This is a genomic window from Sinorhizobium sp. CCBAU 05631 (assembly GCF_002288505.1).
Lineage (GTDB): Bacteria > Pseudomonadota > Alphaproteobacteria > Rhizobiales > Rhizobiaceae > Sinorhizobium > Sinorhizobium fredii_C.
On record NZ_CP023063.1, the window covers coordinates 424,043 to 444,162 of the forward strand.

General features: G+C 62.5%; 25 protein-coding genes. 14 read left to right on the plus strand and 11 right to left on the minus strand.

Features of this window, described 5'->3' with window-relative positions:
* Nucleotides 1–139 precede the first annotated feature (139 nt).
* From SS05631_RS01945 to SS05631_RS01955, 3 genes are all read left to right on the plus strand, one after another.
* Entirely contained in the window at nucleotides 140–484 is a 345-nt protein-coding gene (locus tag SS05631_RS01945; RefSeq protein WP_037413132.1) for a RidA family protein, read from the plus strand.
* 154 nt (nucleotides 485–638) lie between these two features.
* Nucleotides 639–809 carry a hypothetical protein gene (locus SS05631_RS01950; protein ID WP_080605498.1) on the plus strand — a complete coding sequence of 57 codons (171 nt, stop codon included), beginning with the start codon at nucleotides 639–641 and terminating at the stop codon, nucleotides 807–809.
* Between the two features lie 106 nt (nucleotides 810–915).
* Nucleotides 916–2,043: an AI-2E family transporter gene (locus tag SS05631_RS01955; protein WP_037413134.1), complete on the plus strand. Its 1,128-nt coding sequence runs from the start codon at nucleotides 916–918 to the stop codon at nucleotides 2,041–2,043.
* 3 nt (nucleotides 2,044–2,046) lie between these two features.
* Here the strand turns inward: SS05631_RS01955 and SS05631_RS01960 are convergent, their stop codons facing one another.
* Nucleotides 2,047–2,844, minus strand: coding sequence for a response regulator (locus tag SS05631_RS01960; protein ID WP_037413136.1), 798 nt, complete (start codon nucleotides 2,842–2,844; stop codon nucleotides 2,047–2,049).
* Nucleotides 2,845–3,014: 170 nt separating this feature from the next.
* On the opposite strand from SS05631_RS01960, the gene SS05631_RS01965 reads away from it, so the two are divergent.
* Nucleotides 3,015–3,206, plus strand: coding sequence for a NepR family anti-sigma factor (locus SS05631_RS01965; protein WP_037413138.1), 192 nt, complete (start codon nucleotides 3,015–3,017; stop codon nucleotides 3,204–3,206).
* A gap of 98 nt (nucleotides 3,207–3,304) precedes the next feature.
* On the opposite strand, the gene SS05631_RS01970 is transcribed toward SS05631_RS01965, so the two are convergent.
* Together SS05631_RS01970 and SS05631_RS32470 are read right to left on the minus strand one after the other, a co-directional pair.
* Nucleotides 3,305–3,556 carry a YMGG-like glycine zipper-containing protein gene (locus tag SS05631_RS01970; RefSeq protein WP_037378934.1) on the minus strand — a complete coding sequence of 84 codons (252 nt, stop codon included), beginning with the start codon at nucleotides 3,554–3,556 and terminating at the stop codon, nucleotides 3,305–3,307.
* 341 nt (nucleotides 3,557–3,897) lie between these two features.
* A complete protein-coding gene (locus SS05631_RS32470; RefSeq protein ID WP_272939094.1) occupies nucleotides 3,898–4,029 on the minus strand; it encodes a hypothetical protein in 132 nt (43 codons plus the stop codon).
* Nucleotides 4,030–4,300: 271 nt separating this feature from the next.
* Here SS05631_RS32470 and SS05631_RS01980 point away from each other — a divergent pair, with 271 nt between their 5' ends.
* From SS05631_RS01980 to SS05631_RS01990, 3 genes are all read left to right on the plus strand, one after another.
* Nucleotides 4,301–4,465: a DUF1328 domain-containing protein gene (locus tag SS05631_RS01980; protein ID WP_012706940.1), complete on the plus strand. Its 165-nt coding sequence runs from the start codon at nucleotides 4,301–4,303 to the stop codon at nucleotides 4,463–4,465.
* Nucleotides 4,466–4,767: 302 nt separating this feature from the next.
* Complete coding sequence (locus SS05631_RS01985) at nucleotides 4,768–6,021, plus strand: FAD-binding oxidoreductase (protein WP_037413146.1); 1,254 nt, start codon at nucleotides 4,768–4,770, stop codon at nucleotides 6,019–6,021.
* A gap of 153 nt (nucleotides 6,022–6,174) precedes the next feature.
* Nucleotides 6,175–6,414, plus strand: coding sequence for a hypothetical protein (locus SS05631_RS01990; protein WP_037413148.1), 240 nt, complete (start codon nucleotides 6,175–6,177; stop codon nucleotides 6,412–6,414).
* Nucleotides 6,415–6,470: 56 nt separating this feature from the next.
* Here the strand turns inward: SS05631_RS01990 and SS05631_RS01995 are convergent, their stop codons facing one another.
* Together SS05631_RS01995 and SS05631_RS02000 are read right to left on the minus strand one after the other, a co-directional pair.
* A complete protein-coding gene (locus tag SS05631_RS01995; RefSeq protein WP_037413149.1) occupies nucleotides 6,471–7,034 on the minus strand; it encodes an MgtC/SapB family protein in 564 nt (187 codons plus the stop codon).
* Between the two features lie 116 nt (nucleotides 7,035–7,150).
* Nucleotides 7,151–7,543 carry a hypothetical protein gene (locus SS05631_RS02000; RefSeq protein WP_083853817.1) on the minus strand — a complete coding sequence of 131 codons (393 nt, stop codon included), beginning with the start codon at nucleotides 7,541–7,543 and terminating at the stop codon, nucleotides 7,151–7,153.
* Nucleotides 7,544–7,839: 296 nt separating this feature from the next.
* On the opposite strand from SS05631_RS02000, the gene SS05631_RS02005 reads away from it, so the two are divergent.
* From SS05631_RS02005 to SS05631_RS02015, 3 genes are all read left to right on the plus strand, one after another.
* Nucleotides 7,840–8,979, plus strand: coding sequence for a fumarylacetoacetate hydrolase family protein (locus SS05631_RS02005; protein ID WP_037413152.1), 1,140 nt, complete (start codon nucleotides 7,840–7,842; stop codon nucleotides 8,977–8,979).
* 89 nt (nucleotides 8,980–9,068) lie between these two features.
* Nucleotides 9,069–9,434 carry a hypothetical protein gene (locus SS05631_RS02010; RefSeq protein ID WP_037413154.1) on the plus strand — a complete coding sequence of 122 codons (366 nt, stop codon included), beginning with the start codon at nucleotides 9,069–9,071 and terminating at the stop codon, nucleotides 9,432–9,434.
* Between the two features lie 214 nt (nucleotides 9,435–9,648).
* On the plus strand, nucleotides 9,649–12,606 hold the full coding sequence (locus tag SS05631_RS02015) for a calcium-binding protein (protein WP_037413156.1): 2,958 nt from the start codon (nucleotides 9,649–9,651) through the stop codon (nucleotides 12,604–12,606).
* Nucleotides 12,607–12,815: 209 nt separating this feature from the next.
* On the opposite strand, the gene SS05631_RS02020 is transcribed toward SS05631_RS02015, so the two are convergent.
* Together SS05631_RS02020 and SS05631_RS02025 are read right to left on the minus strand one after the other, a co-directional pair.
* Nucleotides 12,816–13,097: a hypothetical protein gene (locus tag SS05631_RS02020; RefSeq protein WP_348225553.1), complete on the minus strand. Its 282-nt coding sequence runs from the start codon at nucleotides 13,095–13,097 to the stop codon at nucleotides 12,816–12,818.
* A gap of 33 nt (nucleotides 13,098–13,130) precedes the next feature.
* Nucleotides 13,131–13,928 (minus strand): thioredoxin family protein, encoded by a 798-nt coding sequence (locus tag SS05631_RS02025; protein WP_037413161.1) that lies wholly within the window; start codon nucleotides 13,926–13,928, stop codon nucleotides 13,131–13,133.
* 91 nt (nucleotides 13,929–14,019) lie between these two features.
* Between SS05631_RS02025 and SS05631_RS02030 the strand changes: the two genes are divergently transcribed.
* From SS05631_RS02030 to SS05631_RS02050, 4 genes are all read left to right on the plus strand, one after another.
* Entirely contained in the window at nucleotides 14,020–15,237 is a 1,218-nt protein-coding gene (locus tag SS05631_RS02030) for a hypothetical protein (RefSeq protein WP_037413163.1), read from the plus strand.
* A gap of 49 nt (nucleotides 15,238–15,286) precedes the next feature.
* On the plus strand, nucleotides 15,287–15,919 hold the full coding sequence (locus SS05631_RS02035; RefSeq protein ID WP_037413166.1) for a PQQ-binding-like beta-propeller repeat protein: 633 nt from the start codon (nucleotides 15,287–15,289) through the stop codon (nucleotides 15,917–15,919).
* 310 nt (nucleotides 15,920–16,229) lie between these two features.
* Nucleotides 16,230–16,523, plus strand: a complete 294-nt coding sequence (locus SS05631_RS02045) for a hypothetical protein (protein WP_037413170.1) — start codon at nucleotides 16,230–16,232, stop codon at nucleotides 16,521–16,523.
* A 319-nt stretch (nucleotides 16,524–16,842) separates the two neighbouring features.
* On the plus strand, nucleotides 16,843–17,514 hold the full coding sequence (locus tag SS05631_RS02050) for a hypothetical protein (protein ID WP_157213139.1): 672 nt from the start codon (nucleotides 16,843–16,845) through the stop codon (nucleotides 17,512–17,514).
* A 106-nt stretch (nucleotides 17,515–17,620) separates the two neighbouring features.
* On the opposite strand, the gene SS05631_RS02055 is transcribed toward SS05631_RS02050, so the two are convergent.
* From SS05631_RS02055 to SS05631_RS02070, 4 genes are all read right to left on the minus strand, one after another.
* A complete protein-coding gene (locus tag SS05631_RS02055; RefSeq protein ID WP_037413172.1) occupies nucleotides 17,621–18,664 on the minus strand; it encodes a fatty acid desaturase in 1,044 nt (347 codons plus the stop codon).
* An 86-nt stretch (nucleotides 18,665–18,750) separates the two neighbouring features.
* Nucleotides 18,751–19,110 carry a DUF6481 family protein gene (locus SS05631_RS02060; RefSeq protein ID WP_037413174.1) on the minus strand — a complete coding sequence of 120 codons (360 nt, stop codon included), beginning with the start codon at nucleotides 19,108–19,110 and terminating at the stop codon, nucleotides 18,751–18,753.
* Nucleotides 19,111–19,284: 174 nt separating this feature from the next.
* Nucleotides 19,285–19,494, minus strand: coding sequence for a cold-shock protein (locus SS05631_RS02065; protein ID WP_037413176.1), 210 nt, complete (start codon nucleotides 19,492–19,494; stop codon nucleotides 19,285–19,287).
* A gap of 282 nt (nucleotides 19,495–19,776) precedes the next feature.
* Entirely contained in the window at nucleotides 19,777–20,022 is a 246-nt protein-coding gene (locus tag SS05631_RS02070; protein WP_037413178.1) for a hypothetical protein, read from the minus strand.
* Nucleotides 20,023–20,120 lie beyond the last annotated feature (98 nt).

Sequence of the window (20,120 nt, forward strand, 5' to 3'; positions counted from 1 at the left end):
TCGCACGGAAGCGCGGCTTGTTGGCGTTCTCATTCCGATCGTGTAGAGCTTCGGCGCCGCCACTTGAATTCCGGCCCTGGCGGCGGGCAGCCGAATTGGCCGGCAATCACTTGTTCGGCCCAACACCAGGATGACGAATATGGAAATCAAGCGCTTTGAAACCGGCCCGCGGATGAGTCAGGCCGTGGTCTACAACAACACGGTCTATCTGGCCGGCCAGGTTGGCAACGCTGGAGACGATGTCGTCACCCAGACCAAGCAGGCGCTCGCCGAAGTGGATCGTCTGCTGGCGCTCGCCGGCACCGACAAGACGCGCATCCTCTCGGCCACCGTCTGGCTCGCCGACATGGCGGATTTCGCCAAGATGAATTCCGTCTGGGATGCCTGGGTGCCGCAGGGCCACACGCCTGCCCGCGCCACCGGTGAAGCCAAGCTCGCAACGCCGGAATACCTCGTCGAGGTTATCGTGACGGCAGCGCTCTGAGGCGTCGCGTCACACCGCTTCATGTCTCTATTTTGAACGCCGCCGGCTGAACGGCCCGGCGGCGTTTTGCTGTGCGCTGCCGATACCCACAGCCGGAACGATTCTCCTCCTCGAAGCGTTTTTGTGGATCAAACCGCATGTGGAGGAATCGCCCATGGTCTACTGGCTGCCGCGGCTGTGTTTGCTGCTGATCGCCGGGGTGATTCTGGGCTTCGGCCTTTTCCCGCGGACGTCGGAGGAGGTCGCCTACACATTGCTGATAATCCTTGTAGGGCTGGGGCTGCTTTCCGTGACGCTCCACATCTTCCCTCCCGAAAAGCATTGACCGCGCGGCCGTCGAGATCGAGAGGCGGCGAACTGCCCATGATTTCCTCTTGCCGCACTCAGGAAAGAAGCGAGGCAGCGGCAGAGCAGGTTGAAGAGGCGTGTCGATGGACGCCAAAAGTGTAGCGGCTGTCCGGAACCGCAAGCGCAATGCCGACAAGGAAATCGCCTTGGCGGAGGCGACGAAGGCGGCTGCCCAGAAGCGCGACGGCATGGATCTCGTGGTTGCCGGGAGCATCGTCGGGTTGTTCGTCCTGGCTTGCTCTGCAGCCGTTTATACGATGGCGGCGATCCTGATGCCGATCGCCTTCGCCATCGTCGTCGGCATCGTGCTCGGCCGGGCAGCCGATGAGCTGGCGCGTTTCGGTCTTCCGCCGATGCTTGGCGGCCTCCTGTTGGCGCTGTTCTTCGTGCTCGGCTTATCCTCGCTCGTCAATGCGCTGCTGGGGCCGATCACCGAAGTCGCGCGCGAGGCGCCGAGATTGGCCGAAGGCGTAGTGGAACGGGTGCTGCCCTTCATCGAGCGCTTCGAGTGGGGACGGATTGCGCTTGAGCGAAGCATCGGCGCCGCCGCCTTCGCGGACGTCATCGTCAAGAATGCCGGCCCGATCCTCGGCGCCGCCGCGGCGAGCGTCACGCCGGCGCTGATCCAGACGCTGATCTTCCTGGCCGCCCTCGTGCTGTTCCTGCTCGGCCGCGTCCACTTGCGCAGCACCATCATCCTCGCATTTCCGAGTCGCGAGGGGCGCTTGAGCGCGATCCGCATCATGAATGCCATCGAAGACGGGCTGGCGCGCTATTTTTCCACGGCGAGCCTGATTTACCTGGCGCTGGGCGGCTTCACGATGATGATCGCGCTGATCGGCAGTTTGCCGATGCCGCCGCTCTGGGGACTCTTCGCCTTCGTTTCGAGCTTCATACCCTATCTCGGGGTCACGTTCATGACGCTGTCGCTGCTCGTGGGCGGCCTGATGATCCATGATGCCCTGGTCGCAGCGCTCGCGCCGGCCGCCGGCTTCTTCCTCATTCATCTCGCCATGGAGAATCTGGTCGTGCCGGCGATTCTGGGGCGACGCTTTGAAATTAATCCATTCCTGATCTTCGTCGCGATTCTGTTCTGGACCTGGATGTGGGGCGCGGTCGGGGCGATCCTCGCCATGCCGCTCTCGCTGATCGCCATGACCATTTTCGAGCAGCTGCGCGAGGCGACGCCCGAACCGCAACTGCCGGGCTGAAGGTCAGCGCGCGCGTGCGTGCGCTTGTTCGTCGAAGAACAGCGCCTGGCTGATCAGCGCCTTGACCATTTCCGGATTGAAGGGCTTCGTTACGAGGAAGGCAGGCTCCGGCTTGTTGCCCGTCAGCAACCGCTCGGGGAAGGCGGTAATGAAGATCACCGGAACGGCCGCCTGCGTCAGGATGTCGTTGACCGCGTCGATACCGGAGCTCCCGTCGGCCAGCTGTATATCCGCGAGAACCATCTTGGGCGACGTCTGGCGATAGATGTCGATCGCCTCGCGATGCGTGCGGGCGATGCCCGTCACCCGGTGCCCGAGGCTCGTCACCATGTCCTCGATGTCCATGGCGATAAGCGGCTCGTCTTCGATGATCATGATGTCGGTGGCCACCTGGCGGGAAATCTCTTCCGACGCACTGGCGAGGAGCTTGGCGAAGGCGCCCTGGTCGACGGACATGATTTCCGCCGCTTCGGCGCTCGAAAAGCCTTCGACGGAGACGAGCAGGAATGCCTGTCGCGGCGCGGGCGCGATCAGCGACAGATTGGCGGCGGCCTTCTGTTCCCAGGCAAAGGGAGAGGTCAAATTGGCCCGGTCGACCTCCAGCTTGTCGAACAGCGAGCAGAAGAGCTTGTAGAGGCTGATTCGGTCGTTGGACGCCGAAGGGAAAAGGCTGATGTCTTCGATCAATGCCTCCAAGGTGGCTGCGACATAGGCATCGCCTGCCGCTTGCGAGCCGGTAGCGGCGCGCGCGTAGCGCCTGAGATAAGGAAGATGTGGCGCAATCCTGGTGGAAAGTGACATTTAGGCCTTCCTAAAATATTGTGCATAAAGTCGCACTAATGGGGTGGCATGACGCAGGATACGTCAATGTTGTGCGCGCGTCTTGCGAATTCAAGAAACGGATTGCAGACGACGAGATACGAATGGAAAACCGCCGGAGGATTTGAGCCTTCGGTATCCGGGACTGAAAAATGAACGATCAATCCAACCGTCGTCCGGGAGGCAAATCGGCCACCGGAGCCACGAAAAGCGATGTCAATGGCATCGTGGTGTCCCGCCTGAGAGCGCTCTATCAGGCTGTCGAGTCCGAGGCTGTGCCACAGCAATTTATCGATCTTCTCCGGCGCCTCGACGAGGCCGAGAGGGCGCAGTCGGACGATTGACGAAGGATCCGGCAGGCCCTCGCTTTCGAGAGGGCCTGTGCCTCGACGGAAATGGCGAAGCTGTCGACGCGAAATCGATCCGCTTCGCGGCGGCCGCATCAGCAACGCGCGGTATAGCGGCGGCCGTAGCGGTCGCGATAGACGCAATAGCCGGGCTCGCTCGCGCGCCCGATCAGCGCGCCAGCTACGCCGCCGACCGCCGCGCCGACCGCGGCGCCGCGGACATCGTTCGAAATGGCCCCGCCGATGATGCCGCCTGAAGCGGCGCCGATCGCTGCACCCCTTTCCGTTTGCGTGCACGAAGCAGCAAGGGGAAGAATTACGCTGGCGACAAGAAGGATCTTCTTCATGGTGCTTTCCTATCCGAGGTTGGTTGAACGAAAAATGGGCGCGCGGCGGTTAAACGGCGCGGAATGAAGCTCTCAAGGAATAAATTCGAGATGGTCGGCAGCCACCATAAGGCGGGAGAATCGGCTTCTGCCGGAACCATCAGGACAGGCGCGGCGAAGGCTTGCAATTCGCGACTCCCTTGTACTGCCGCCGTTGCGGCGCGCGTTATCGTTGTCAGAACGCCGTCTGACGCCTTTTGTTCCGCGTGGCCGGGACGTGCTACGCTCGGTTGTTGCCGCCGTCCTGCCTGGGGCCGGAATCTGAGCTGCGTCACAACGTTTCTTGAGGAGAATGGTCGCGCCTAGCTGTGGCGCTTGCCCTCACACTGCTCCAGGTTTTCAAGCAGCGCCTGAAGCCGCTCGTTGCCCTTTTCTTCCGTGTGCATTTCGAGATCGCGCAAAGTCCTGCCGATGTGCAGATTATGAACACTCATATCCGTCTCGGGCCGGGTGATCTCTGTCACCGTCTTGAGTATATGTCGCGAAGGTATCTTCATATCTTGCCTGAGGAACTCTGTTTTCCGGAGAACGCCAAGTCCTGGCGAAGGTTCCGGTCGTAATGACCCGCGACGCAATTGCGGATTGTTTTTCCTGTCCCTGGCTAAACATATGGTTTCCGGCTGGTTAACGGGCGCTGGCGCGAAACCGGAACAAAGCCGAGCGGCAGAGCGTTTGGATTCCAATTCCAAGGCAAGGAGATAGCAAATGCTCTACTATGCCCTCATCTTTCTTGTGGTCGCCATCATCGCCGGCGTTCTCGGTTTCGGCGGCATAGCCGGCACCTCGGCGGGAATCGCCCAGATCCTGTTCTTCCTGTTCCTGATCTTCCTGGTGGTCTCGCTTGTCATGGGACTCTTCCGACGAACCTGACGAGAGTCTTTACGGAGCGGATCGCTTGCGCTCCGCGCCAGATCCCAAGACATATCTTGCTTTAAAGGGTGAGGCTTCAAGCCTCACCCTTTTCCTTGGCAGCTTTGCCGTCCCTTGCCCCGCCTGGCGCGCTTGGCTATTCATGCGTGTATCATCGGGGGCGACGCTCATGAAATCACTCGAACTTTGTCGACGAGCCCGGGCGCCCTCTGTCTCGGGTCCTGCTGCCAAGGTTTCCCGAGATAGGGAAAGCTAAATGCGTGACGCATGGATCGAACGGGGCGAAGGAACGGGCATCGTCTATGAAGACTGACATAGTGGTATTGGGCGCCGGGATCGTCGGCATTTCGACCGCCATTCACCTGGCGCGGCGCGGCAAATCGGTGGTGCTTCTCGATCGTCGCGGCGCGGGCGAGGAGACTTCCTACGGCAATGCCGGCCTGATCCAGCGGGAGGGGGTTTTCCCCTATGGCTTCCCGCATGATTTCGGTGCGCTTTTCCGCTACGCGCTGAACAACACCATCGATGCCAGCTATCACTTTCGCGCGCTGCCGAGCCTGGTGCCTTTCCTGGCGCGGTATTGGTGGCACTCGGGCTTCACCCAGCATCAGCGGATCGCCCATCTCTACGCTCCGCTGATCGAGAATTCGATCGCCGAGCACAGCGATCTGATCGACGCATCCGGCGCCGGCGACCTCATCCGCAAGGACGGCTGGATGAAGGTGTTCCGCACCGAGAAGGAGCGCGACGCCGCCTACAAGGATGCTGAACGGCTCTCGGCCGGGTTCGGCGTCAATCACCAGAAGCTCTCGACAAGCGAGCTGAAGACCATGGAGCCCTCGATCCAGGTGGAACTGGCCGGCGGGCTGCGCTGGACGGATCCCTGGTCGATCCGCGACCCGCACAGCCTGAACAAGGCCTATCTCGGTTATTTCCAGTCGCTCGGCGGCCGGCTCCTCTCGGGCGATGCCGCAACGCTTGAACATGTTCTCGAGGGGCCCGGCTGGCGCGTCGCGACGCCGGAAGGTCCGCTGGAAGCCCGCCAGGTGGTTGTTGCCCTCGGCCCCTGGGCCGACACGGTGACGCGCAAGCTGGGTTATCATTTCCCGCTTGCGGTCAAGCGCGGCTATCATATGCACTATGGCACCAAGGACGGTGCACAATTGAACAATTGGGTGCTGGACGAGGAAATGGGCTATTTCCTGGCGCCGATGCTCCGCGGCATCCGCCTGACGACAGGGGCGGAATTCGCGCTCCGCGACGCACCGAAGACGCCCGTGCAGCTGACCCGCGCGGAGCGCGTCGCCCGCGAATTCTTCCCGCTCGCCGAACGGCGCGACGAGGAGCCATGGATCGGCGCTCGACCCTGCACGCCCGACATGATGCCGATCATCGGCAAGGCCCCCAGGCACGAGGGGTTGTGGTTCGCTTTCGGGCATGCCCATCACGGAATGACCCTCGGCCCGGTCACCGGTCGCGCGCTTGCAGAAGCGATCACGGGCCAGAAGACGGTGATCGACCTTGCGCCCTACAGGCCAGACCGCTTCCTCGCGTAAATTTCTCGGCCTTCCGGAGCGATTTTTTTGCTCCAGTGGAACTTAAGCGGCGGAGGCGTGTTTCTCCCGCGGCTGAAAGGAAAGGTTCGGTGCGTCCGTTCTTTGCCTTGCAGCCAGCCGCCCCCAGCCGGCGGGCGAGGGAGGGCCGCTTCAATGAAAAAGCAGACGATCAAATTCGCCGGCGAGGCCGTGGGCGCGCTGATCCCAGACAATGGGCAATTGCGTTTCGTGGCGGTTAAATACAGCGTGTGGTCTCTCGATGGTCGGATCTTTGCGACCTCCGAGGAGGCGCTTCGAGCGGTCGCCTCGCTGCATGTCTTGCGGCAGAGGGAGCCGGTCGGGGCAGGGCCGGTGCCGACTGGGGGCAGTGAAACGATGGTCAGCGCCTGCTAGGTTTGACAGGCCGAAGCGCTCATCTCGCTCGGCCACGTAGGCCACAGACTATTCTCTCATCGACTTCGTTCGCCCGATCCCGAAGGTGCCCCGGCAGCGTCTTTTCGGCGAGGTTCCCTGGCGCCGTCCTCTTCACCTTCGGGCGCCTTCCATTGCAGCGCCACCTCCATGCGGCCGAGGATGAAAAGGACGATGAGGCTGGCCACCGCGGCGAAGGCAGCAATCAACCAGAAGCCGAAGCCGATCGACAGGCCGACGGCGCCGGCAAGCCACATGCCGGCGCCCGTCGTCAGACCTTTGACCTCGCCCTTCGAGAACACGATCATGCCGGCAGCCAGGAAGGCGACGCCTGCGGTTACCGCTTCGACGACGCGGATCGGATCGATGCGGACCTCCGGGCCCGACAAGCTCGTCATGTGCACGCTCTCTACCGCGACTACAGCGAAGATCGCCGAAGCGAGACTTACGAGGATATGCGTCCTGAGACCTGCGGGGCGCTGGCGTTTCTCCCGTTCGATGCCAATGAGGGCGCCAAGCAAGATTGCTCCGCCCAACCGTGCGAATATGACCGGATAGGGGGTGCGAGTCCCAACGAGGATGTCGGCAAGGATCTGGTCCATGAATGTGCGGATCGCGGTAGTGGATTGCAAAGCCAAGGCGACACTGCGCCGGAGCGGCGGAACTCAGATCAGGGGGGCGGAGAGCCTCCTCTCCGCCCGAAATCGTCGCGTTCCGGTCACTGGGCCGGAGGCGTCTGCGTCTGCGGCTGCGGTGCCGTTCCTTCAGGTGCCGGTGCCGGCGCCGGGGTAGTCGGCTGAGGTTGCGTTTCAGCGGGTGTCGTTCCCCCTGGCGTTGCGGCGGGCGGTGTTGCCTCTCCGCTTGTGGCGGGTTGGTCGGTCGCGGGCTCCGTCGTGGTCGTCGTCGAGGAGGTGGGAGTATCCTCCGCATCCCTGGTCAGTTCGGCCGGCAACCAAGCAATCAGCGCAAGCACGAGACCGGCAAGCAGTATGACGAGCAACGGCCAGGTGCTTCGGGCGGCGCGCTCCTCATGCACTTCGGGACGCGGCGCTGGCTGTCCTGTAACCGGATCGACCGGAGGTCTATCCTTCAACTGGTCGTTTGGGTCCATGGCAGTATCATCCTTTCTGGCCATCGTCCCTTCGGCGCCAGCATCTGGCGGCTATGATTCCCCAAATCAGCGAGGACTTAAGGAGGGGCGTTCGACCATCGCAAGTATAATTTAGAGCCTCACCATCGTGGATGGAGAGGCGCTGCAACATTAAACGCGCGAAATATTGCAAGGTTCCGTTGCGGTCCTTTTGAAACACACACCTGTGCTGGTAGAAGGTCCTTTACAGAGCGCGCGTTCGACTGCAAGAACTGAAACGGGAATGCACCGGACGGGCAAGCACGGGAGGCATACGAATGACCACGAGCTATGAAAATGGAACCTTCGTCGGACGTGCGTGGCGCCCGGACGTCGAAGGGCCGAGCCTTGTGACCGTCCGAGCGGGAGAATTGATCGACATCACCTCGAAGGCGGTGCCAACGATGCGCGACCTCCTCGAGCTTTCCGATCCCGTCGCCCATGTCCGTTCGGCCTCCGGAGAGGCCATCGGCTCCGTCGACGCCGTCATGGCCAAGACGGAGCCGGGCCGGGACAAGGTCCATCTTCTTGCCCCTTGCGATCTTCAGGCGGTCAAGGCCTGCGGCGTCACCTTCGCCCGCTCGATGATCGAGCGTGTCATCGAGGAGCGCGCTGCAGGCGACGCCGCACGGGCCGAGACGATCCGCACGCGGATGACGGCGATTATCGGCAACAGCCTGAGAAACCTGAAGGCCGGCTCGCCGGAGGCAGCCGATGTCAAATCCGCGCTGATCGATGAGGGCGTCTGGTCGCAATATCTTGAGGTCGGCATCGGCCCCGATGCCGAGGTCTTCACCAAGGCCCAGCCGCTCTCGGCGGTCGGCTTTGGCGCTGCGGTCGGCCTGCATCCGATTTCGCGCTGGAACAACCCGGAGCCGGAGATCGTCCTTGCTGTTTCCGGCGACGGGCGCGCCAAGGGTGCGACGCTCGGCAACGATGTCAATCTGCGCGACGTCGAGGGACGCTCGGCGCTGCTTCTCGGCAAGGCCAAGGACAACAACGCCTCCTGTTCGGTCGGCCCCTTCGTCCGCCTCTTCGACGAGACCTATGCGATTGACGACGTGCGCAGCGCTGATCTCGATCTGCTGATCGAGGGCCCGGACGGCTTCCGCCTTAAGGGCGCCAGCACGATGCGCGAGATCAGCCGCGACCCGCTCGATCTCGTCACCCAGACGATCGGCCCGCACCACCAGTATCCGGATGGGCTTATGCTGTTCATGGGGACGCTCTTCGCTCCGGTCGAGGATCGCGGCGAGCCGGGCCAGGGTTTCACGCACAAAATCGGCGACGTCGTGACGATCTCGAGCCCCGCCCTCGGCAGCCTCGTCAACACGGTTCGCCTTTCCACCGATTGCCCGCCCTGGACCTTCGGAGCTGCATCGCTGATGCGCAATCTTGCGAAACGCGGCTTGCTTTAGCGCGAGGAGATGGGGCGATTGCATCCGGGCGCCGTCCGTCGCAATCTCTGGCGGCTGGATTGATCGTTCATTCAGGGCTGGGGGTCGAAATGAAAGTCGCCTTCGGGTTGGCCGCGGTTAGCCTGTTCGTCGCAGTCGCGGCGCATCCGCTGCGCGCCGAACCGTTGCGGACCATCGAGGAGGTAAGCAATGCGCTCGGCAAATGCTGGACTCCTCCCGCCGGCATCAGGGATTCCTTCGTCACGCTCAAATTCGGCTTCCGCGGCAACGGCACGCTGATGGGCCCGCCTCAGCCGACGGCGATCCGCGTCACCGGAGACGCAGACCAGCGCAAGGCCTTCGTCGCCGCCGCGACGGCGGCGCTCGAGAACTGCGTGCCGCTGGAGTTCTCCCGGGAACTCGCCGACGAAATCTCGGGCAACGTGTTTACGCTGCAGTTCTATTCGGCGGACTGACGGAGGGGACTTGCGGGCTGAGGCGGCTCCGCCAAGCCCAAGCACTGAACCGTCGCTGCCAAGTGCACTCCGCCATGGTCGACGCTGCTGCAGACGCCCGCGGCTACAACCTATCGATTGCAGACCTGTTCCCGCAGGAACAACTCCCGGCTCTCCCGCAGATTAGCTAATGGTCACGCCAGATCGGCGTAGCAACCCAGCTGTCGAGGGAGCCATGAGCAAGAAAGTGAAGTCCATAGCGCCGCCTCGGGCGATGCTCGCGCTTGATCCGTTGGCCGCCGGGTATACCATACCCGGCGTCGGCGACCAGACGGTGAACGGCGACGGCGGCAGCAATTTCATCAGCACCGGCTCCGGTTCGGACATGATCGATGGCGGTCTTGGCGCCGACACGATCAAGGCTGGCACCGGCGACGACGAAATTCTCAACCAGAGCCCCGCGGGCCTGCTTGGCGACAAGATCGACGGCGGCCTCGGCTTCGACGTGCTCGGCATCGATTTCAGCGGATCGAGCAAGGGCGTCTCCTTTGCCGCCTTCGACTCGATTGTGACGAAGGCGGTTCTCGGCGCCACCATCCTTAATGTGGAAAGGTTGGAACTCGCGGGCAGCAATTTCGCCGATACGTTCACTGGCGGTCGCTGGAACGACTGGTTCGAAGGCGGCGCCGGCGCTGACGTTCTGAATGGCGGCATTGGCAAGGACTGGCTCGAGGGAGGAGCCGGCAGCGACAGGATCTATGGCGGCAACGGCGATGATTCTGTGCTGGGGGATGCGGGCGACGACTATCTCTCCGGCGGCTATGGCATCGACTGGCTTTCCGCCGACGAGGGCAACGACACGCTGCTCGGCGGCGCCGGTGGCGACTATCTCTACGGCCATTCCGGCAATGACAACATCAAGGGCGAAAGCGGCACCGATACCATCTCCGGCGGCTCCGGCCGGGATGTCATAGACGGCGGTTCGGAGGACGATTATCTCGCCGGCGACGGCGATGACGACACGGTTCTGGGTGGCGCAGGCAACGATACGATCCGGCACAGCATCGAAAGCTGGGCAAGCGACGGCAAGGACGTGCTCGACGGCGGCGTCGGCTACGACGAGGTCGAGCTGAGCGGTCTCTCCGGAACCTTCACCGCCAAGTCCTCCTCGACCAAGCAGACGCTTTCCAACGGCACCACCATAATCAATTTTGAAGCCTACACGATTTACGGCTCGGACACGGCCGACAGGTTCACCGGCTGGACCGGCGCCGATACGCTTTCAGGGAAATCAGGCAACGACACGCTCGTCGGCCTCGGCGGCAATGATCATCTCGATGGCGGCCTCGGCAGCGACAGTCTCGATGGCGGCGAGGGAAACGACCTCCTGATCGTCGGCAGCGGCGGCAAGGACACGGTAAAGGCCGGCAGCGGCAACGATTCGGTCTGGATTGATCGTGCCGACATCCACAGCGGACTGACCTTCACCGTTTCCGGTACAACCGCAAAGCTTTCCGATGGAACGGTCGTCACCGACGGCGAGAGCTTCACCATCGACACCGGCAACGGCAGCGACGTCATATCGGCGGGCACCGCGGCATATCTCAACGTCGACGCCGGCAGCGGCAACAACAGGCTGACCGGCGGCAAGGGCGGCGACAGCTTCTACAGCACCAGCGGCAGCGACACCGTCTCGGGCGGAGACGGCGACGACCGCATCATCGACAACGGCGGCGGCACCAATAGGCTCGATGGCGGCAACGGCAACGACTACATTTCCGCAGAGGCGGAGACGGGGACGGCATTGACGATCATGCTCGGCGCCGCGGGCGGCGACCAACTGAGCGTCAACTACGCGGGCGGCTCGACGGCGGGTCGGTTCTCCGTCGACGGCGGATCGGGAACCGATACGCTGTGGATCAGCCGATATGACAGCACGAAGAACCTGTCCTTCGTGCTTTCCGCAAACGCGACGCTGGTCAACGGCGACGTCACGGTAAAAAACGTCGAAGTGGTCAACTTCATTTCCGGTCAGGGTCACGACACGCTGACGGCCGGCAACCTTGACGACGATCTCAACGGCATGGGCGGCAACGACACGCTCAAAGGTCTTGGCGGCAATGATGAGCTGACCGGCTGGACCGGCGCCGACAAGCTCTATGGCGGCGATGGCAACGACGTGCTTTGGGGCAGCGGCGGCATCAAGGACAGCAATGCCGACAGCCTTTATGGCGAGAAGGGCAATGACATTCTCAACATGAATGCCGGCGACTATGCCTCCGGTGGCGATGGCTTCGACCGAGCTGTCATCGAGTTCGGCGAAGAGACGTTCGACGTGTCCTTCGTCTTCGGCAGCGGCCTCGTCAAGGTGAACGCCAACACGTCCTTCACCGGTATGGAGGCGCTCGAATATGTGGGCGGTTCGGGCAAGGACACTGTGACCGGCAGCACGCAAATCGACTATCTCGACGGTGGGCTCGGAAACGACGGGCTCAGGGGAGGCGGCGGCAATGACTATCTGATCGACGGGAAGGGCAATGACAGGCTCTATGGCGATGCGGGCAACGACACCTTCGACCGCTTCAGTGATGAGACCGGCACCGACTATTTCGATGGCGGCTCCGGTGTCGACACGCTGGAATTCGACATCGTGTCCGACCGCGCGGTCATCATCGACCTGGACAATAATGCGAAGAACGGCGGCGTGGCGACGGGGCTGACGCTAGTGAGCATAGAAAACGTGGTCGGGCAGAATAAAGACGACACAATCCTCGGCAACGGCGTCGCCAATACACTGAAGGGTGGAATGGGTGACGACCGGCTCGACGGCCGCGCCGGTAACGACAAGCTCGAAGGCGGCGCCCACGGCGACCTGCTGACGGGCGGATCGGGCGCGGACCATTTCATCTATGTCACCGGGGATGCGATCGGCTCCGGCGACCAGATCACCGACTTCAAGCGCGGCGAGGACAAGGTTGTCATCGACAAGGATGTGTTCGGCTTTACCGCGCTGGTGCTCTACTCCGGCAACGACCTCAAGGCGACCGGCACGGCCGCGCAGTTCTTCCTCGAGACGGACAATGGCCGGCTCTGGTACGACGCCGACGGCACCGGCAACGAGGCCGATGCCGTGCTCATGGCGACCTTGGACAAGGTTACCTCACTTGCCGCCACCGACTTCCTTCTGGTCTAGAGCGCCGCGCGTTATTTGGACGCGCAAAGGACGCTCTAGCACTTTGAATCTAGAGCATCCTTTCTGCTTTCAGTGGTTCCACTTGAACGCAGGATGCTCTCTAGACGACCGATGAATCGCTGCCGGGGCCGCCGAAATGCATGGCGGCCCCTCACCAGGCGCACTGTCTTCGTGAACCGCTGGCAGTCGCGGTCGAGAAGGTCGGCGCATCACGTCCGGCGGGCTGGTCTTCGCCGGCCGGAGATCAGTCTAAGCCAGGGCGCCGAATGGAAGGCGCTCATCAGCGCGTACATCGGGACCATGCCGGTTACGGCTGGCGCATCGCCGGCGGACGAGCAGAGCATGTCCGGCGGAGTGCCGAGAACGCCGGCAAGAAGCGCCATGACGGCGAAGGTCGGCGCCGCCGCCAAGGACAGAACGTCGGCCGTGCCGAGGGCGGTGGTGTTGCCGCCCGGGTCGCCGCCAGAGCCGCAATCGGAGGCCGGCGACAAGTTCAAACTGCTGGAGTGGCGCAACATTGGAGGTCAGCCCCGGCCGTACTCGTCGTTTCGGCGCCACCAGACACCGGTCTCGTTGCGCCCCAGAGGGGCACGGTCGAGCCACTGATACATGCCCCATATGCTGTCCAGTCCGCGCGCATAGCTGGAATAGCTATGGTAGACGTCACCGTCGTCGAGCACGAAGGCACTGAGGCCCGGCCTGTCGCGCGTATAGGTGGCGACGTCCGTTCCGGTCATGGCGGCGATCTGGGCGACCGGCCCCTCGCTACCACGCAACTGCCATTCCTGTACGGTCTTTCCTGCGAGCGGCTCGGGTGCGGGCGGCTCGCGGCGGAAGTTGTATTCGATGCGGCCTTCGCGCTGTTCGTCTGCTGTGAACCAGACGCTGAAATCGCGATTGAAGTCGCCATCGTTCGAGGATGCCCAGGGAAAGCTCCAGCCCATCCGTCGCTTGTAGGCCTCCAGTTTGGCGAGTGGCGCGCGAGATATCGCCGAAAAGGCGACGTCGTGGTTCTCGAGATGGACGACGATGCCGTCGAATCCGTCGGCGATCGCGGAGCAGGAGGGGCACCCGGCGGTGTAGTCCGGCCCAAACATGAAGTGGTAGACGAGCAACTGTGAGCGGCCCCGGAAGAGGTCCTTGAGCGAGGCGCTGCCTGCGTCGGTCTCGAAGCTGTAATCCTTGTCAATCTTGACCCAGGGCAAGGCTTGGCGCTGCCGCGCCAGCTCGTCGCTCCGGCGGGTCAGCTCCTTCTCGGCCTTCAGCAGTTCCAGCCGTGCCGCCAACCATTCTTCGCGGCTCCCGGTCCTGTGTTCCGTCATCGCTCGTCTCCTTCTTTCGGCTTGTTGGGTCTACGGCTAGACTAGCTGCGGATGTCCAGGCGGCGGGAGTTACAAGTGTGACGGGATTTCGATGGATTCGCTGATCACCGCTGCGGCGCGCGCGCTTGCCACGGGAGATCCGCTCGGCGCCTTGAAGCGGGTGGCGCTGCGCGACGACCCGCCCGCGCTGGCGCTGAGGGGTATCGCGATGGCGCAGCTCGGCGACCTCGCCCGGGCAAAGAGCCTCCTCAAGAATGCCGGGCGTGCCTTCGGTCCAAGGGAGGCCGTGGCCCGCGCCAGATGCGTCGTCGCCGAGGCCGAAATCGCCCTCGTCTCGCGCGATCTCTCCTGGCCCGAAAAGGCGCTCGACACGGCGCGGGCGACGCTCGAAAAGCATAGAGACTGGGTAAATGCCGCGCATGCGAGCAATCTCAAGGTGCGGCGCCTGCTCCTGGTCGGCCGGCTCGACGAGGCCGAGCGCGCGCTCGGTGAGATCGACCCCGCACCGCTTCCTCCCGCCGCGCGCGCCGCCTATGAGCTGGTCGTGGCCGGGATCGCAATCCGGCGCCTCAGGACGAAAGCAGCCCGGGCAGCACTTGCGCGCGCCGAGCACGCTGCGCACGAAGCCGATATCCCCGCACTGGCGGCGGAGGTCGAGAGCGCATCCCTCGTCCTTGGTTCTCCGGCGGCACGGCTGATCGCCCGGGACGCGGCGCACCCCTTGCTGCTCGAGGAAGTCGAAACATTGCTGGCGTCGGAAGCGCTTGTGGTGGACGCCTGTCGCCATGTCGTGCGGGGCGGAAGCGCGACGGTGTCGCTCGCGACGCGGCCGGTCCTCTTCACGCTGGCGCGCGCGCTCGGCGAAGCCTGGCCCGGCGATGTGCCGAGAGGCGTGCTCGTTGCACGTGCCTTCCGGGCCAAGCATGCCGATGAATCGCATCGCGCCCGGTTGCGCGTCGAGATCGGCCGGCTTCGGGCGGAGCTTGGGACGTTGGCGGAGGTGGTGGCGACGAAGCGCGGCTTTGCCCTGGCGCCGCGGACAGGCGAGGTCGTGGTGCTGGCGCCGCCCGTCGAAGGGCGGCACGCGGCGTTGCTCGCCCTTCTTTTCGACGGCGAGGCGTGGTCGAGCTCGGCGCTGGCGATCGCCCTTGGTAGCAGCCCGCGCACGGTGCAGCGCGCCCTGGAAGTGCTTGTGGCCGCCGGCAAGGTGCAGTGCTTCGGCCGCGGCCGGGCGCGCCGCTGGATGAGCCCGCCGGTGCCGGCATTCCCGACAGTCTTGTTACTCCCCGGCCCGCTGCCGGGTGACTAGGATCAGCGCATCAAGATAACCGCTGCAACCGATCGAATGGGATGAACAGATGAAACACGCTCAGGCCGAAATTCTCCGCGAATACGGACCCTTTGAGGGCGCCGACAACGTGCATGGCGTCACCTTCGACGGCGAGCATGTCTGGTTCGCGTCCGGTGACAAGCTCAATGCCTTCGATCCGGCAAGCGGCGATACGGTGCGCGCGATCGACGTCGCTGCCCACGCCGGCACGGCCTTCGACGGCCGGCATCTCTATCAGATCGCCGAGGACCGCATCCAGAAGATCGATCCCAGGACCGGCCGCGTGCTTTCGACGATCCCGGCGCCAGGCAACGGCGGCGATTCGGGGCTCGCCTGGGCGGAGGGAACGCTCTGGGTCGGACAGCACCGCGGCCGGAAGATCCATCAGATCGATCCCGAAACCGGCGCGGTCCTTCGCACCATCGAATCCAACCGCATCGTCACCGGCGTCACCTGGATCGACGGCGAGCTTTGGCACGGCACCTGGGAGGGCGACGAGAGCGAAGTGAGGCGGGTCGATCCTGAGACGGGCAAGGTGTTGGAAGCCCTCGACATGCCCGCCGGAATGGGCGTCTCGGGTCTGGAATCCGATGGCGGCGATCGGTTCTTCTGCGGTGGCGGAAAGAGCGGGAAGGTGAGGGCGGTGCGGCGGCCGCGGTGAGGCCCGCCGCGGATTACCGACAGCTCGATATTGGCGCTCCGCCGAAGTGCCACAATGGGGGGAGCGGCCCGCCCTGGCGGCATATTGGACCGGAAGTCCGCGTGAGCGTCAACCGCCTCACGCGGCCTCGATCGCGGCGACGTCGATTTTCTTCATGGTCATCATGGCATCGCTTCGAGGCTGACTGAATGAAACCTGAGGGCAGTTGCTATTCTCGAAATAAAGGCGCAGGGTCCAACCTTCAGTAGCAAATGTCACGGGCGCTATTGCTTGAGGGCTAGATACCCTGGCCCCAATCAAGGAGGGCGCCATGTCTTCCACCATACGCCATATATCGCCCTCCGATAGGGAAATGATCCGGTCAGTCTTAGACGAAGCTGGCTATCGCGCGGATGTTCTTGTCGATGATCCGAGGTTTTTTGAGACTGCCACATTGCTGGTCACTAAGCTGTTGCTTGCGGGTGTTGAATCCCGGTCGGGCCTAGCGGCGAAGCTCGAGTATCAATTGGGCAAGGCCGGCAAGCACAGGCAACCGCCTGGATCGCAGTTGGGCCGCTACGCCATCCAAGGTCTACCGGTCGAGCTGCAACGCCACACGAGATGAGCGACTCATGAGATGAGCGAGGTTCCTCGCGCTCGTCATTTTGCGGCCCCTCCGGAAGACGCTTGTAGATGCCCGGGGAGGAGATCTGGAAAATCGATCAAGCCGAATTTCGATCTCGGTGGCCAACCGCCTTCGGGTGACCCCGGCATCGATCGGCACCGACAGTTCAGGACCTACCTCGAGATAACGGCCCACCGGCTCCTTCGGAGATAAAGTCATGCCCCAACCGTACTGCTCAACATCTGCCCTCCGGATGAGCGTCCTTCTATCAGCAACTCTGTTATTCAGCTCGAGCGCATTTGGCCAAGCGACACCGCGGGTGCCCGCCAATGCCGAGGCAAGCCGTTACGGATCCGGCTGGGAGTGCAATCGCGGGTTCAGAAAACAGGGCAATTCCTGCGTTGTAGTGATGGCTCCCGACCACGCGTTCCTAACGAATAAATCCTATGGCAAGGGCTGGGAATGCCACTACGGATTCGCTGAAGAGGGCAACCGGTGCCTTGCCGTCCGGGTGCCTGCAAATGCCTATCTTGACCCCTACTATGGCGATCGCTGGAAATGCATGCGGGGGCATCGCCGCGACGACACTGGATGTGAGCTTATCGAGGTGCCGGATAATGCGTTTTTGTCGGACACTGCCCTTAATCAGGGGTGGGAATGCGAGCGCGGTTACCAGAATGTCGGGCGCAAATGCGTAGCGTTGATCGTGCCTGAGCACGCTTATCTGACGACCAGCGGGAACGAGTGGATTTGCGATCGTGGTTTCGAACAGAAGGGCGAAACCTGCGTTGCCGTCCAAGTTCCGAAAAACGCATTCTTCGTCGATACGACCTATGGTCAGAAATGGAAGTGTGATCGCGGGTTTGAATCGAAAGGAACCACGTGTTCAGAGGTCAAGCTTCCTGAGAATGCGCATCTCGATTCTTCCGGTAACGCCTGGGAGTGCAACCGACCGTATCAGCTCCGCAGCGGCGTCTGCAGCATGGAATAGCGAGCTCCGAACAAAGGCGGCTTCAGCCGAGTGTATTCCGCACCGCGGCGCGCTCATTTGGAAAGCGCTATGGTGTTTCGGCTTAAAGCTCAGCAAATAAGGGTGGTTATGGCGCGTGAACGGCGGCATCGGCGGCGTCACGGAATGAAACGAGTTTTTGGTTTCTATCGTCCCAAAGGACAAGCCTAACACACCGAAAGCTTTCCCAAAGCGTGATGCGGCCGATACGCGCGAGTTGTGGGTGGTCACGCAGAACCTCCGGCAATCTGTAGTATGGGATCCTGCTCGATAGGTGATGCACGTGATGAATGCCGATATTGCCGGACAGCCATCGCAGTACCAGCGGCAGGTCATAGTGGGACGCACCGTGTAGGGCCGCCCGGGGAAAACGCCAATCCTCGCCGGCCGACCAGTGCGTCTCTTCAAACTGATGCTGCACGTAGAAGAGCCAGATGCCGGCCGTGCCCGACAGGAGCACGATCGGCAGGTGGATCAACAGGAAGGGCAGGAATCCGATCGCCCAAGCCATCAAGGCGGCGCCTGTCACGATCGCAACGTTCGTCGCCATCGTCGAGATCCAGGGCAGCGCACCGCCCCTCATCATCCCGAACGGCAAGCGCTGCTTGAGGAGAAAGAGCCACGCGGGGCCGATGCCGAACATTACCAGCGGATGCCGATAAAGGCGGTAGCCCAAGCGCTTCATGGGAGAAAGTGAACGGTACTCTGAGATCGTGAGCGTGGCGATATCGCCGACACCCCGCTCGTCCAGATTGCCGGCCGAGGCGTGATGAGCGGCGTGCGCCCTGCGCCAGTAATCATATGGGGTCAGCGTAAGCACGCCGATGGCACGCCCTGTCCAATCGTCGAGGCCGCGGCGAGCGAAGAACGAGCCGTGGCCGCAATCGTGCTGGATCATGAAAAGCCGCAGAAGGAAGGCTGCGGCCGGAATGATTGCGATGAGCCCGAACCAGAACCCGCTGGCGAGGGAAAAATAGGCGACGGCCCAGAAGCCGGCGAGCGGGACGATGGTGACAAGAAGCTCGAAGGCGCTGCGTCCAATGCGGGGCTGACGGTATTTCGCAAGCGTCTTCAACCAAGCTGCGGCATCATTTTCGGCAAGCGAAGCCGGCGGGCAGACATGTGCATTCATCAAAACTGGTCCGTGTTCCTCGACTCGTAAATCATCTGCCAGGCTGTGGCCTTGCGCCTGAGCTTCAGTTGCAATGGCTGAAGGTGTCAGGCCTGACGAGCCTTGCGTGCCGCATAGCGGCGATCGCGCTCGGCTTTGCGGGCAGCCTCGGCCGCCACGGCACGTGAAGCGTGATCGGCAATTTCAGCCTGCCGCGCTTCGGTTTCTTTCCGCTCCATGGCTTCGGCCGCCGCCATCGCTGCTGCGGCTTCCGCCCGCTTCAGCGCTTCGCGTTCGGCGCGACGAGCCTCGCGTGCAACCGCCACTGTTTCGCGGGCGGCAAGCCGCTCCTGCATCTCCGGGTCGGTTGCCTTGGGGGCGGCGGCGAATTTTGCCAGAAGCTGACGCTTGGCTTCGGCCGCAGCAGTACGGCGCTCGGCAAAGCCATTGTCGTTCGGGTGTCTCAATGGAAAATCCTTAATTCTCGCTGGTGACGAGCCGGTCACGCTCTCGGAAAGAAAAGGCGGATGTCGTGCCGGCAAATAGAGCCTCAGAACAGAAAAAGGCCAGACATCCGCCTGGCCTTTTCGAACTTCTTGCCGCCATGCCAGTACATCCGTGGTCATCGGCGGCTAAAAGCTTTAGGCAGCGCGGAGCTGGCCTGCGGACATTTTGCCCGACTTGTTGTCGCGCTCGAGCTCGAAGCCGAGCTTCTGGCCTTCGACGATCGAGTTCATCCCTGACCGCTCGACGGCCGAAATGTGAACGAACACGTCGGCGCTGCCGTCGTCAGGCTGGATGAAGCCGAAGCCTTTGGTGGAATTGAACCATTTAACTGTGCCAGTGGTCATAACGAACCCTTTCTTAGCAATATTGATCACCGCTGGGCGACGCACAGCGGGCATTTTTCGACTTTTGAAAGGAGAAGTTCGTTAAGAAGCGCGAGGCGCAGCAAAAACAAATATCGGCAAACAAAGTATCGATGGTGTCCAGTACAGCTTTTTGACCGGCGCGTCAACTTCTTGTTTTGAGTTTCGCAGATATACTACCTTTGCTAGAAATCGGGGGATGAGTCACCCTGCCGCCTTTGCCACGCAAAGGGGAACGCCGGGAAGTGCGTGAAGATCGTGACTTCACATGCCCCGCCGCGGCAGAGGGTATGCATCGGCTTCGTAAAGCCTCCGCATCTGTTGACCATCGTAGCGGGCTTCGTCGACCTCCAGGACGGAGCCGCGAAGCATCGCGACCGGCATATCCTCGATCGCAAAGCGAATTGCTTCCGCGGCCGATTCAAACCTCTTGTATCGAAGGCGGCTCGTTCTTCTCACGGTCTTACATGGATAAAGTCCTGCGCCGGCACTGTAATCAAACGTCGCCATGGAGCCGCTCCTTGGGGGCGAACAAAGCGTCGGCTGTCCTCATACGCTTTTCAAGGCGCCTCTGCCTTTCAACTGGCCTGAGTTCCCGCATCCTGCGG

Coding starts and splice junctions, on each gene's coding strand:
- SS05631_RS32470 (WP_272939094.1), bottom strand. CDS start 4,029: ATGAGTGTTCATAATCTGCACATCGGCAGGACTTTGCGCGATCTCGAA.
- SS05631_RS01955 (WP_037413134.1), top strand. CDS start 916: ATGGACGCCAAAAGTGTAGCGGCTGTCCGGAACCGCAAGCGCAATGCC.
- SS05631_RS02025 (WP_037413161.1), bottom strand. CDS start 13,928: ATGACGGAACACAGGACCGGGAGCCGCGAAGAATGGTTGGCGGCACGG.
- SS05631_RS02045 (WP_037413170.1), top strand. CDS start 16,230: ATGTCTTCCACCATACGCCATATATCGCCCTCCGATAGGGAAATGATC.
- SS05631_RS02030 (WP_037413163.1), top strand. CDS start 14,020: ATGGATTCGCTGATCACCGCTGCGGCGCGCGCGCTTGCCACGGGAGAT.
- SS05631_RS02010 (WP_037413154.1), top strand. CDS start 9,069: ATGAAAGTCGCCTTCGGGTTGGCCGCGGTTAGCCTGTTCGTCGCAGTC.
- SS05631_RS02000 (WP_083853817.1), bottom strand. CDS start 7,543: ATGGACCCAAACGACCAGTTGAAGGATAGACCTCCGGTCGATCCGGTT.
- SS05631_RS01985 (WP_037413146.1), top strand. CDS start 4,768: ATGAAGACTGACATAGTGGTATTGGGCGCCGGGATCGTCGGCATTTCG.
- SS05631_RS01945 (WP_037413132.1), top strand. CDS start 140: ATGGAAATCAAGCGCTTTGAAACCGGCCCGCGGATGAGTCAGGCCGTG.
- SS05631_RS01995 (WP_037413149.1), bottom strand. CDS start 7,034: ATGGACCAGATCCTTGCCGACATCCTCGTTGGGACTCGCACCCCCTAT.
- SS05631_RS01950 (WP_080605498.1), top strand. CDS start 639: ATGGTCTACTGGCTGCCGCGGCTGTGTTTGCTGCTGATCGCCGGGGTG.
- SS05631_RS01970 (WP_037378934.1), bottom strand. CDS start 3,556: ATGAAGAAGATCCTTCTTGTCGCCAGCGTAATTCTTCCCCTTGCTGCT.
- SS05631_RS01965 (WP_037413138.1), top strand. CDS start 3,015: ATGAACGATCAATCCAACCGTCGTCCGGGAGGCAAATCGGCCACCGGA.
- SS05631_RS02070 (WP_037413178.1), bottom strand. CDS start 20,022: ATGGCGACGTTTGATTACAGTGCCGGCGCAGGACTTTATCCATGTAAG.
- SS05631_RS01990 (WP_037413148.1), top strand. CDS start 6,175: ATGAAAAAGCAGACGATCAAATTCGCCGGCGAGGCCGTGGGCGCGCTG.
- SS05631_RS02055 (WP_037413172.1), bottom strand. CDS start 18,664: ATGAATGCACATGTCTGCCCGCCGGCTTCGCTTGCCGAAAATGATGCC.
- SS05631_RS02065 (WP_037413176.1), bottom strand. CDS start 19,494: ATGACCACTGGCACAGTTAAATGGTTCAATTCCACCAAAGGCTTCGGC.
- SS05631_RS01980 (WP_012706940.1), top strand. CDS start 4,301: ATGCTCTACTATGCCCTCATCTTTCTTGTGGTCGCCATCATCGCCGGC.
- SS05631_RS02015 (WP_037413156.1), top strand. CDS start 9,649: ATGAGCAAGAAAGTGAAGTCCATAGCGCCGCCTCGGGCGATGCTCGCG.
- SS05631_RS01960 (WP_037413136.1), bottom strand. CDS start 2,844: ATGTCACTTTCCACCAGGATTGCGCCACATCTTCCTTATCTCAGGCGC.
- SS05631_RS02005 (WP_037413152.1), top strand. CDS start 7,840: ATGACCACGAGCTATGAAAATGGAACCTTCGTCGGACGTGCGTGGCGC.
- SS05631_RS02035 (WP_037413166.1), top strand. CDS start 15,287: ATGAAACACGCTCAGGCCGAAATTCTCCGCGAATACGGACCCTTTGAG.